General features: G+C 71.5%; 8 protein-coding genes, 2 tRNA genes and 1 other RNA gene. 7 read left to right on the top strand and 4 right to left on the bottom strand.

Translation table 11 applies throughout. The annotated features are described in order from the left end of the window. Positions 1-5 precede the first annotated feature (5 nt). Positions 6-1247 carry a site-specific integrase gene (locus FBY35_RS35765; protein ID WP_142218014.1) on the top strand — a complete coding sequence of 414 codons (1242 nt, stop codon included), beginning with the start codon at positions 6-8 and terminating at the stop codon, positions 1245-1247. Between the two features lie 79 nt (positions 1248-1326). On the opposite strand, the gene FBY35_RS35760 is transcribed toward FBY35_RS35765, so the two are convergent. Then, a tRNA-Ser gene (locus tag FBY35_RS35760) sits at positions 1327-1414 on the bottom strand. Positions 1415-1486: 72 nt separating this feature from the next. Between FBY35_RS35760 and ffs the strand changes: the two genes are divergently transcribed. The 6 genes from ffs (at position 1487) to FBY35_RS35730 (ending at position 9788) form a co-directional block, all read left to right on the top strand. Beyond that, positions 1487-1585: signal recognition particle sRNA small type (ffs, locus tag FBY35_RS35755), an RNA gene on the top strand. Between the two features lie 106 nt (positions 1586-1691). After that, positions 1692-3908 carry a DNA polymerase III subunit gamma and tau gene (locus tag FBY35_RS35750; RefSeq protein WP_142218013.1) on the top strand — a complete coding sequence of 739 codons (2217 nt, stop codon included), beginning with the start codon at positions 1692-1694 and terminating at the stop codon, positions 3906-3908. A 59-nt stretch (positions 3909-3967) separates the two neighbouring features. Next, a complete protein-coding gene (gene purD / locus FBY35_RS35745) occupies positions 3968-5221 on the top strand; it encodes a phosphoribosylamine--glycine ligase (RefSeq protein WP_142218012.1) in 1254 nt (417 codons plus the stop codon). A 213-nt stretch (positions 5222-5434) separates the two neighbouring features. Further along, positions 5435-7069, top strand: a complete 1635-nt coding sequence (locus FBY35_RS35740) for a hypothetical protein (protein WP_142218011.1) — start codon at positions 5435-5437, stop codon at positions 7067-7069. A gap of 277 nt (positions 7070-7346) precedes the next feature. Continuing rightward, positions 7347-8804, top strand: coding sequence for a N,N-dimethylformamidase beta subunit family domain-containing protein (locus tag FBY35_RS35735; RefSeq protein ID WP_142218010.1), 1458 nt, complete (start codon positions 7347-7349; stop codon positions 8802-8804). An 84-nt stretch (positions 8805-8888) separates the two neighbouring features. After that, positions 8889-9788 (top strand): phosphoribosylaminoimidazolesuccinocarboxamide synthase, encoded by a 900-nt coding sequence (locus tag FBY35_RS35730; protein WP_142218009.1) that lies wholly within the window; start codon positions 8889-8891, stop codon positions 9786-9788. 48 nt (positions 9789-9836) lie between these two features. Here FBY35_RS35730 and FBY35_RS35725 read toward each other — a convergent pair. From FBY35_RS35725 to FBY35_RS35715, 3 genes are all read right to left on the bottom strand, one after another. After that, positions 9837-9909 (bottom strand) — tRNA-Gly (locus tag FBY35_RS35725). A 21-nt stretch (positions 9910-9930) separates the two neighbouring features. Beyond that, complete coding sequence (locus FBY35_RS35720; RefSeq protein WP_142218355.1) at positions 9931-10527, bottom strand: response regulator transcription factor; 597 nt, start codon at positions 10525-10527, stop codon at positions 9931-9933. An 8-nt stretch (positions 10528-10535) separates the two neighbouring features. Further along, positions 10536-11750, bottom strand: coding sequence for a sensor histidine kinase (locus FBY35_RS35715; RefSeq protein WP_260848928.1), 1215 nt, complete (start codon positions 11748-11750; stop codon positions 10536-10538). Between the last annotated feature and the right edge of the window lie 10 nt (positions 11751-11760).

The raw sequence follows: 11760 nt of genomic DNA, 5'->3' as shown, positions 1-11760 counted from the left end.
CGGTCATGGCAGAGCAGAGGCGCACCCGCCAACCCAACGGAGCCTCGTCGATCTACTTCGGCAAGGACGGGAAGTGGCACGGCCGCGTGACGGTCGGCGTTCGGGATGACGGCAAGCCAGACCGCCGTCACATCGAGCGGAAGACCAAGGCCGAAGTGACCAAGGCAGTCCGCGAGATGGAGCGGGCGCGCGACGCCAAAAAGCTCCGGAAACCGGGCAAGGGCTGGACGGTCGACAGCTGGCTTGAGCACTGGGTCGAGAACATCGCCAAGCCCTACGTCTCCGAGAACACGTACGACGGGTACGAGGTCGACGTCCGCGTTCACCTCGTCCCGGGCCTCGGCGCACACCGGCTTGAGCGCCTGGAGCCGGAGCACCTGGAGAGCTTCTACCAGAAGATGCAGGACTCCGGCAGCTCGGCCGGGACGGCGCACCATGTGCACCGCACGATCAGGGTCGCGCTGGGCGAGGCAGTACGCCGTGGGCACGTCCCCACCAATTCGGCGGAGATCGCCAAGGCTCCGCGGCTCGAAGAAGAAGACATCGAGCCGTACACGATCGAGGAGGTTCAGAGCCTGCTCGTCGAGGCGGCCAAGCTCCGCAACAGTGCCCGGTGGGTCGTTGCCCTGGCGCTCGGACTCCGCCAGGGAGAAGCGCTCGGGCTGCACTGGGAAGACGTCGACCTGGACGCGGGATACGTGCGCATCCGTAAGAACCGTCTTCGGCCCAAGTACCGCCATGGGTGCGGCGACGGCGAACCGTGCGGCAGGAAGGCCGGCTATTGCCCCCAGCGTGAGCAGGTGCGGCGCGAGCACAAGTCGACCAAGTCCCGGGCCGGACGGCGCACAGTCGGTCTGCCCGATCCACTGATCAAGCTGCTCCGCCACCACCAGGAGGTGCAGGCGGGGGAGCGCTTGGTCTCCGGTGCTGACTGGGAGGACAAGGGATACGTCTTCGCCTCCCCGCTCGGTGGTCCGCTAAGCCCGAATACCGACTACCACCTGTGGAAGCGACTGCTTCGCGACGCGGGCGTGCGAGACGGACGGCTCCATGATGCTCGCCACACCGCGGCGACCGTGCTGCTCCTCCTCGGCGTCCCGGACGTCGTGGTCGACTCCATCATGGGCTGGGAGCCCGGGGGAGCAGCCCGTATGCGCGCTCGGTACATGCACATCACCGGGCCCATGCTTCGCAAGGTCGCGAAGCAGGTCGGCGACATGCTCTGGGAGCCGCCGAAGGGCAACTGAGACGGAAACTGAGACGGACAACGACGAAGGGCCCCACCGCGAACGGTGGAGCCCTTCGACATCGTGCCCGGTGAGGCACTGGCGGAGGATACGAGATTCGAACTCGTGAGGGGTTGCCCCCAACACGCTTTCCAAGCGTGCGCCCTAGGCCACTAGGCGAATCCTCCGCGGCAAACAATACAAGACGTTGAGGAGTGCTAGCGAACTCGTTCTCACCCCCTGCCATCAGGTACCCTGTGCGGAGCCCCTCACGTGGCGCTATCTGACTGAACTCCCCCAGGGCCGGAAGGCAGCAAGGGTAGGTCGGCTCTGGCGGGTGCGTGGGGGGCGCTTGCGTTTGCGGACGGGCGACGGGACGGACCGACGGACAGGCAGGGCGGACGGACCGACGGAGGGACCGAGGGACGGCGCCGCTTGTCAGTGGGCCCCGATAACCTCGTAGGCGTGTCGTCCCTTGCGCTGTACCGCCGCTACCGCCCCGAGTCCTTCGCCGAGGTCATCGGTCAGGAGCATGTCACCGACCCGCTGCAGCAGGCCCTGCGGAACAACCGGGTCAATCACGCGTACCTGTTCAGCGGGCCGCGTGGATGCGGCAAGACGACCAGTGCGCGCATCCTCGCCCGCTGCCTGAACTGCGAGCAGGGACCCACGCCCACGCCCTGCGGGGAGTGCCAGTCCTGCCGCGACCTCGCGAGGAACGGGCCGGGGTCGATCGATGTCATCGAGATCGACGCCGCTTCGCACGGTGGCGTGGACGACGCCCGTGATCTTCGTGAGAAGGCATTCTTCGGCCCGGCGGGCAGCCGGTACAAGATCTACATCATCGACGAGGCGCACATGGTCACCCCGCAGGGCTTCAACGCTCTGCTGAAGGTGGTCGAGGAGCCGCCGGAGCATCTCAAGTTCATCTTCGCGACCACCGAGCCCGAGAAGGTCATCGGCACCATCCGGTCACGTACGCACCACTATCCCTTCCGGCTGGTACCCCCCGGGACCTTGCGCGACTACCTGGGCAAGGTGTGCGACAAGGAGAAGATCCCGGTCGCCGACGGGGTGCTGCCGCTCGTCGTCCGGGCGGGCGGGGGGTCCGTGCGTGACTCCATGTCCGTCATGGACCAGTTGCTCGCGGGCGCGGCCGAGGAGGGTGTGACGTATGCCATGGCCACCGCCCTCCTCGGGTACACGGACGGTTCGTTGCTCGACTCGATCGTGGACGCCTTCGCCTCGGGTGACGGCGCCGCGGCATTCCAGGTCGTCAACACGGTCATCGAAGGCGGCAACGACCCGCGGCGCTTCGTCGCCGATCTCCTTGAGCGGCTGCGGGACTTGGTGATCCTGGCCGCCGTGCCCGACGCGGGGACGACCGGGCTCATCGACGCCCCCGCCGACGTGGTCGAGCGGATGCAGGCGCAGGCGTCCGTATTCGGCGCGGCCGAGCTGAGCCGGGCCGCGGATCTCGTCAACACGGGACTCACCGAGATGCGTGGCGCCACCTCGCCACGGCTGCAGCTGGAGCTGATCTGCGCACGGGTACTGCTGCCCGCCGCCTTCGACGACGAGCGCTCGACGCAGGCCCGGCTGGACAAGCTGGAGCGGGGTGTCACGTTCTCGACCGGCGGTCCCGGGCCCGCGATGGGGTACGTCCCGGGGCCCGCGGCCCAGGCACACGCGCCGGTGCCGCCCGCACCCCCCGCGCCCACCGACGTTCCGGCCCCTGCGCCCGAAGCGCCCGCCCCGGCTCCCTCCGCTCCTCCCGCCGGGCAGCGCCCCGGTGCCTGGCCCGCCGCGGCCGCCCCCGAGGCCGGGCGGCGTCCCGGGGGATGGCCCACCGCGTCGGCCCCGGGGCAGGGCGGCCAGCAGTCAGGGCCCGCGGCCGCGGGCCCTGCACCCGCTCCCTCGCCGGCCGCATCGGTTCCCGCCCCCGCCGCGGCCGCTCCCGGCATGGTCCAGGGCGCCGGTCAGGTACGGAACATGTGGCCGGACATCCTGGAGGCCGTGAAGAACCGCCGCCGCTTCACCTGGATCCTGCTCAGCCAGAACGCCCAGGTGGCAGGCTTCGACGGCACCACACTCCAGCTCGGCTTCATCAACGCCGGCGCACGGGACAACTTCGCGAGCAGTGGCAGCGAGGAGGTGCTGAAGCAGGCGCTGTCCGAGCAGTTCCATGTGCAGTGGAAGGTCGAGGCGATCATCGACCCCTCGGGCGGCACGGCCGGTCCCGGCGGCGGCGCCCAGCCCCCGTCCGGCGGTGGCGGCGGCTTCGGTGGAGGCGGCACCGGCGGTGGCGGTACAGGCTTCGGCGGTGGTGGTGGCAGTGGATACGGCGGCGGCCGCGGCCAGTCCGCTCCCGCGCCGCAGGCCCCGGCCCCCCAGAACTCCGCTCCCCCGCAGGCCCCGGCCCCCCAGAACTCCGCTCCCGCCCCGGCTCCCGCCACTCCGGCGCCCCCGCCCGCCCAGGAAGCTCCCCAGCCGGCAGCCCCGCAGGCATCCGCGGCCGAGCCCCCGCGCCCCTCGCCCGTGCACAGCCCGCCCACGGTCGCTCCCGAGGACGACGTGCCGGAAGAGGACGACCCCGACCTCGTCGACTCCGCGCTCTCCGGCATCGACGTGATCGTCCGCGAGCTCGGCGCCACCGTTGTGGAGGAATACACCAACGAATAGGGACGAGGGTCTCGGAGGCCCGTACGGGAGCAGCCACCCCGGCGGTTAGGCTGGCTGCCGTGAAGGTCCTCGTCATCGGCGGCGGCGCCCGCGAACACGCCCTGTGCCGCTCTCTCTCCCTCGACCCCGACGTCACCGATCTGTACTGCGCGCCCGGAAACGCAGGCATCGGTGAGGTCGCCGAGCTGTATCCGGTCGACGCGCTGGACGGTGAGGCCGTGGCGCGGCTCGCGACCGAGCTGGAGGCCGGGCTCGTCGTCGTCGGCCCGGAGGCGCCGCTGGTCGCCGGGGTCGCCGACGCCGTACGAGCCGTGGGCATTCCCTGCTTCGGCCCCTCCCGCGAGGCGGCCGCGCTGGAGGGCTCCAAGGCCTTCGCCAAGGACGTGATGGCGGCGGCCGGTGTGCCCACGGCCCGCAGCTATATCTGTACGACGCCCGAGGAGATCGACGAGGCACTCGACGCCTTCGGCGCTCCGTACGTCGTCAAGGACGACGGCCTCGCGGCCGGCAAGGGCGTCGTCGTGACCGGCGACCTCGACAAGGCCCGCGAGCACGCGCTGGCCTGCGGCGGCCGCGTGGTCATCGAGGAGTTCCTCGACGGCCCCGAGGTGTCCCTCTTCGCGATCACCGACGGAGAGACCGTCGTCCCCCTCACCCCGGCCCAGGACTTCAAGCGCGCCCTCGACGGCGACGAGGGCCCCAACACCGGTGGCATGGGTGCGTACTCCCCGCTCCCGTGGGCCGACCCGAAGCTGGTCGACGAGGTGATGGCGACCGTCCTCCAGCCCACCGTCGACGAACTGCACCGCCGTGGCACGCCCTTCTCGGGGCTGCTGTACGCGGGTCTGGCGATCACGTCGCGCGGCGTACGCGTCATCGAGTTCAACGCCCGTTTCGGCGACCCCGAGACCCAGGTGGTCCTGGCGCGCCTGCAGACCCCGCTCGCGGGCCTGCTGCTCCACGCCGCCCAGGGCACCCTCGATCTGGAGCCGCCGCTGCGGTGGCGTGATGACGCCGCCGTGACGGTGGTCGTCGCCTCGCACAACTACCCGGACACCCCGCGGACCGGCGACCCGATCGAGGGCCTGGACGAGGTCGCGGCCCAGGATGCGCCCCACGCGTACGTTCTGCACGCCGGGACGAAGCGGGACAGCGACGCGATCGTGAGCGCCGGAGGCCGGGTCCTTTCGGTCACGGCGACCGGGAAAGACCTGGCGCAGGCGCGTGAGCGCGCGTACCGGGCGGTGGCCCGGATCCGTCTCGACGGCTCGCAGCACCGCACGGACATCGCCCGCAAGGCCGCCGGGGAATGAACCTCTAGGCCCTGAGAACCGTCATCACCTTTGCCCAAAGCCATTCCATCGAGTGACGGCTCGGCCATCCGGATGACGTCCGCCGAAAGCCCCAACTAGGGTGCGGCGCAGGCGTTCCGGCACTTGGCCCACCGGCATTGCGATGTCAGTGGTGGGTGCCACAGTGGGGGAGTGAGCAACACCGTCGCAGGGCAGAGGGGGTGAGGTCGGACCGTGTCCGGTACCGGTTTCGGTGAGTCGCTGGGCGCGCACGCCGCGCGCTCGCGGGCCCTCGCCGTGCTGCGGGTGCGCAGCAGGGCACTGGCGGTGGCGTTGCTGCCCGCTGCCGTGGCCGTCGTGCTCTTCGCGGGCGATGCCGCGGGGCATATGAGCGGCGGGAGTTGGGACGCCTCGCGCTGGGCCGTCTCGGTCTTCGCGGTGATCGTGCTCCTGCTCGCCGCGGCGGTCGCGGCCGTGATCGTCCGCGCCAGTCCCGCGCTCAGCCCCACCGTCGAGCTCTCGGAGCGTGCCGCCCCGGACCTGTACCGGCTGGTGCGGGACCTGGCCGAGCGCCTGGAGGTGCCCGCGCCGTCCGCTCTGGCGCTCACCCCCGACTGCGACAGCTGGCTCGAGGACCGTACGCACCCGGCCCATGCGATACGCGGCGGAAGCAGGCGCCGCGGTACCGAGGCGCCCGTGCTGGTGATCGGTTCGCCCTTCCTGTGGTGGATGCGGGTGGCCGAGCTGCGGGCGGTGCTGGCGCCGGTCGTCGCGGGCACGGCACCCTCCGCGCACCCCGACATAGCTGCGGCTCGCCGTTTCGTACGGGGCCTGGACGCCGCGGTCGCGGTCGCGGCCGCCCCTGGGCAGGGACCGATACGCAAGGTGGCGCTCGGCTTCGTCGGCGGGAGTACCCGGCTGCTGCTGCGCAGTTGTCAGGCTCCGGCCTCCGAGATGGAGCGGGGCGTCGCGGCGGCCGCGTCCGAGTGTGCACAGGCTGTGGACTACGGTCTGCGGATAGTCGCCCAGGAGCAGGTCGGCCTCGCCTACGCGGGGTGGGACCGGCTGCTGACCCGGGTCGCGCTGCCCGCCTGGCGCATGGGCCGCTGGCCCTCGCGCCTCGACGCGGGCGTTGTCTCGGCCCTGACCGAGCTCTCCCGGCGCGACCGGCTCGCGGAGGGCTTCACCTCCCGGCTGGGCGAGCGCCCTGCCTGCGACCTGCTCGAAGAGCCCGGCGCGATAGACGAGGCAGCCTCCCTGCTGGCCGCCCGACTCTTCCACGGCGGCCCCGCCGAGGCGGGCCCCGACTGGTCGCCGGTGGACTGGCAGCAGTATCCGGAAGAGGTGGTCGACCATAAGTGGCGTACGGAAGCGGCCCGGCTCCACCGGGTGCTCGACGAGCTGGGCGTACCGCCGTCGACCGGCCCGGACGGGCCGACGCTGACCCGGGTCCTGGAGCATCTGTCGGGCCGTGGTGCCGAGGCCGGCGAGACGCTGGCCGCGGGGATCATGGCGGAGGTCGCCCGCGAGGAAGCGGCAGTCCCCCCGCCCCCCAAGAGCCCCGGCGACGCGCTGAACGGCTGGGGAGCCGACCCGCTCCCGCTCTTCCCGCTGCAGCCGCCCCGTACGGGCCGCGAGCTGCTCGCCGATCATGTGACCGCGATGGTCTGCTGTGCCGCCGTCGACACGGCCGGTGCGGTCCCCGGTCTGGACTGGCTCGACGGTCCGGCGCTGCTGATCAATGGTGAACGCCGCGCGGATCTGGCCACCCCTGTGCTGAGCCTGACCGAGGACGGCGACGCGGCGCCGCTGCGCAGCTGGCTCTCCACCCTCGGCGTCCGACCGGAGAAGCCGGTCCGCCTGGTCTGACGGCGCGGTACGGCGCCGGACACCGGACACCGGAGGATCCCCGCCCGCCCGCGCGCGCGATACCTCCGTCTCGCCCGGAACATTCCCTTCCGGTCACGTCAATTCGCGACGAACGGTGACGGAGTGCGTGCGTTATGTGATGTGCTGGAGACCGGCGCTGAACACGAGGGCGTGTTGAGGAAGTCTCGCCCGCCCTGCGGGCGGACGGAGCTACTTCCACGACGCGCCCTGGTCGCCGTATCACGGATGAACCGGGGGCCTCGGAGGAGGGCGCAGCATGGGGGCTGAGCAGATCCGGCGATGGGAATCGGGCGCTCTCGCCCACGCCGTCACAGACCCGTTCGGCCAGGGCCCGCTGCCCTGGCTCCGCGGCAGCGAGAACTTCTTCGACGACACCGGCCAGGTCGTTCCCTGGTACGCCGATCCCGACCGCGGCAGGAGTGCGCGCGGACCCCGCACCGCCGACGACGTGCGCCGGCAGATCAAGGGCTTCGCGTCCACCGGCGCGGCCGGCCCCGGAGAGGCGATCGATTTCCACATCACTGTGGACCCGCCCCAGCAGTTCTCGGTCGACATCTACCGCATCGGACACTACGCGGGCGACGGAGCAGCCAAGATCACCACCAGCCCGCGCCTCTCCGGGATCGTCCAGCCGCCCCCGCTCGCCGCCGACCGCACCGTCGCCTGCCACCACTGGTGGCTCTCCTGGCGGCTGCAGATCCCGTCCTACTGGGCGGTCGGCGCGTATGTCGCCGTGCTCACCACCGCCGACGGCTACCGCTCCCACATCCCCTTCACCGTCCGCGACGTTCAGCCCGCCGACCTCCTGCTCCTTCTGCCGGACATCACCTGGCAGGCGTACAACCTCTATCCGGAGGACGGCCGCACGGGCGCCAGCCTCTACCACGCCTGGGACGAGACGGGCCGCCTCCTCGGCGAGGAGGACGCCGCCATCACGGTCTCCTTCGACCGTCCCTACGCGGGCGCGGGCCTGCCCCTCCATGTCGGCCACGCCTATGACTTCATCCGCTGGGCCGAGCGCTACGGCTACGACCTCGCCTACGCGGAGACCCGCGACCTCCACGCCGGCCGCGTCGACCCCCGCCGCTACCGGGGACTGGTCTTCGCCGGCCACGACGAGTACTGGTCGGCCCCGATGCGCCGCACCGTCGAGCGCGCCCGCGACGGCGGCACCTCGCTCGTCTTCCTGTCCGCCAACACCATGTACTGGCAGGTCGAGCTCGGCCCGTCGCCCTCCGGCGTCCCCGACCGCCTGCTGACCTGCCGCAAACGCCGCTGCCCCGGAAAACCGGCCCTGTGGCGCGAGATCGACCGGGCCGAGCAGCTGCTGCTGGGCATCCAGTACGCGGGCCGGGTCCCCGAGCCACACCCCCTGGTCGTACGCAACGCCGATCACTGGCTCTGGGAGGCGACCGGCGCACACGACGGCGACGAGCTCCCCGGCCTGGTCGCGGGCGAGGCCGACCGGTACTTCCCGCGGACCGCCCTGCCCGAACACCAGGGCCGGATCCTGCTCGCCCACTCCCCCTACCGGGACGGCGAGGGCGCCATCCGCCACCAGGAGACGTCCCTGTACCGCGCACCCTCGGGCGCCCTCGTCTTCGCCGCCGGCACCTTCGCCTGGTCCCCGGCGCTGGACCGCCCCGGCCATGTCGACACCCGTGTCCAGCGGGCGACGGCGAACCTCCTCGACCGCATCTGCAAGCGCGACTGACCCGGCGCGGCCGACCCCGTACGAGCCGGTCCAACCCGCGTACGGGACAATCGGACGCGTTGGACATAACCACGGGGAGGAACCGTGTCCGGATTCGTCGAAAAGCCCGAGCCGCTTCAGGTGCCGGGCCTGGTACATCTGCACACCGGCAAGGTGCGCGACCTGTACCAGAACGAGGCGGGCGACCTCGTGATGGTCGCCAGCGACCGCATGTCCGCCTACGACTGGGTGCTGCCCACCGAGATCCCGGACAAGGGGCGGGTGCTCACCCAGCTCTCGCTGTGGTGGTTCGAGCGCCTGACGGACCTGGTACCGAACCACGTCCTGGGCACTGATCTTCCCGAGGGCGCCCCTGCCGACTGGGCGGGCCGCACCCTCATCTGCAAGTCGCTGCGCATGGTCCCGGTCGAGTGCGTGGCCCGCGGCTATCTCACCGGCTCGGGCCTCGCCGAGTATCAGGAGACCCGTACGGTCTGCGGGCTCGCGCTGCCCGAGGGCCTGAGCGACGGCTCCGAGCTCCCGGCCCCGATCTTCACGCCCGCCACCAAGGCGGCCGTCGGCGATCACGACGAGAACGTGAGCTACGAGGAAGTGGCCCGCCAGGTCGGCGCGGAGACCGCCGCCCTGCTGCGCCAGACGACCCTCGCCGTCTACGGCCGGGCCCGTGACATCGCCCGCGACCGCGGCATCATCCTGGCGGACACCAAGTTCGAGTTCGGCTTCGACGGCGACGAGCTCGTCATCGCCGACGAGGTGCTGACCCCCGACTCCTCCCGCTTCTGGCCGGCGGCCTCCTGGGAGCCGGGCCGCGCCCAGCCCTCGTACGACAAGCAGTACGTCCGCGACTGGCTGACCTCGCCCGCTTCCGGCTGGGACCGCAGGAGCGAGCAGCCGCCGCCCGCCCTCCCCCAGGAGATCGTCGAGGCGACCCGCGCCAAGTACATCGAGGCGTACGAGCTCCTCACCGGCACGTCCTGGAACTGAGCGCACGAAGAAGGCCCCGGTCGCGATGACCGGGGCCTTCCTACCTTGAGCGGACGACCAGGTTCGAACTGGCGACCTCAACCTTGGCAAGGTTGCGCTCTACCAACTGAGCTACGTCCGCATGCGCCGTGCGCGAAGACCACTATACCCAACCGCGCTCGCGAGCGAGACGCACCGCGGTATGACGGTTCTCGGCCCCCAGCTTGGAGGCGGCCGACGAGAGGTAGTTCCGCACTGTCCCCGGCGACAGCGAGGCCCGCTCCGCGATCTCCGCGATCGGGGCTCCGTCGGCCGCCAGTTCCAGCACCTCGGCCTCCCGGGTGGTCAGCGGCGAGTCCCCTGCCGAGATCGCGTCGGCCGCCAACTCGGGGTCCACATAGCGGTTTCCGGCGTGCACGGTACGGATGATCTCCGCCAGCCGCCGGGCGCTGAGTGTCTTCGGCACGAAGCCCCGCACGCCCGCTGCCAGTGCTCTTCTGAGGTGCCCGGGCCGCCCATGACCGGTCACGATCATCGTCCGGCACTCGGGCAGTTCGCTCCGCAGGGAAGTGGCCACACTCACACCGTCGGGGCCCGGCATCTGAAGATCGAGGACCGCGACGTCCGGCCGGTGCGCCCGTGCCATGGCGAGTGCTTCCTCGCCCGTGGCCGCCTCGGCGACCACCACGAGATCGTCCTCGAGCGCCAGCAGGGCGGCCAGCGCCCCCCGGATCAGATGCTCGTCGTCGGCAAGCAGCACCCGTACGGTCACACCGCCTCCTTCGTGTCGTCGGCAACGGGAACGCGGGCCGTCACACGGAAGTGTCCGCCCCGGGACGGGCCCGCCTCCAGCGTGCCGTCCACGGCGAAGAGCCTCTCCCGCAGGCCCGCGAGCCCCGAGCCGGCGGTGCCGGACCCTTTCCCGGCCGCCCCGTCGTTCTCGATCACCAGCACCACCGCGTCGTCCTCGGCACGCACCGAGATCGTGCAGCGCCGCGCGTCGCCGTGCCGCAGCACGTTCGTCGCGGCCTCCCGGACCACCCATCCCAGCGCCGACTGGACATCGCCGGGCAGCTCCCCGTCCCCCGCATCGACGGTGCAGGCGATTCCCGCCGCGGACAACACACCCCGAGCGCCCTCCAGTTCCACCCGCAGGTCCGCCTCGCGGTAGCCGCGCACCACGTCCCGTACCTCTCGCTGCGATTCCTGTGCGATGCGCTGGACCTCGCTCATCTGGTCCACCGCCTCCGCCCGTTCGCGCCGGGCCAGCTGTACCGCCAGCTCGCTCTTGAGCGCGATGACGGCGAGGTTCCGGCCCAGTACGTCGTGCAGATCGCGGCCGAAGCGCAGCCTTTCCTCGGCGACCGCGAGCCGCGCCTGTACGTCACGCGCCTCGCGCAGCTCCCACATCACGGCCAGTACCCACATCGACGCCCGGGCCGTGAACGCCATCCACCCGGTGACAAAGCCGACGGCCACGACGGTGAACGCCGCCTCGGCGGCCGGGCGGCCGGTCAGCAGGGCCAGGGGGCACAGCAGGACGAGCACCACCAGCTGGATCAGGGCCGTGATCCGATTGCGTACGAGCAGACAGTGCACGGTGAGGAACGGCACGAGTGACGCCGCCAGCATCGTCGGCAGCAGTCCGGTCAGATCGACCGTCACCGACAGCATCACCACTGCGGACACCGACGCGACCGTCACCGCCGCCGCCCGTCCGAGCAACCGCGGGGGCACCTGCCCCTGCCCCAGGTAGGCGTTCATCGCGTACCGGGCAAGACGTCCGCAAAGGACACCTTCCGTGAGGATGAGCAGCAGCGCGGTCACGACCAGGGCCAGCTGCTCCTTCTCGCGCACGGGCCGGCTCAGCACCGGAAGAGTGAGCCCGATGACGCCCAGCCACACGATCAGATGGATCGTGCCGCGCGTGTACAGGTCCACCTTGGCCAGTCCGCTGCGGCCGCTCCAGCCCTTCACCCGCACCCACACACCC

Source organism: Streptomyces sp. SLBN-118 (assembly GCF_006715635.1).
Taxonomy (GTDB): Bacteria; Actinomycetota; Actinomycetes; order Streptomycetales; family Streptomycetaceae; genus Streptomyces.
The sequence above is the reverse complement of the archived record's forward strand: the minus strand, read 5'-3'. Positions and strand labels throughout refer to the sequence as shown.

Coding starts and splice junctions, on each gene's coding strand:
- FBY35_RS35765 (WP_142218014.1), top strand. CDS start 6: ATGGCAGAGCAGAGGCGCACCCGCCAACCCAACGGAGCCTCGTCGATC.
- FBY35_RS35735 (WP_142218010.1), top strand. CDS start 7,347: ATGGGGGCTGAGCAGATCCGGCGATGGGAATCGGGCGCTCTCGCCCAC.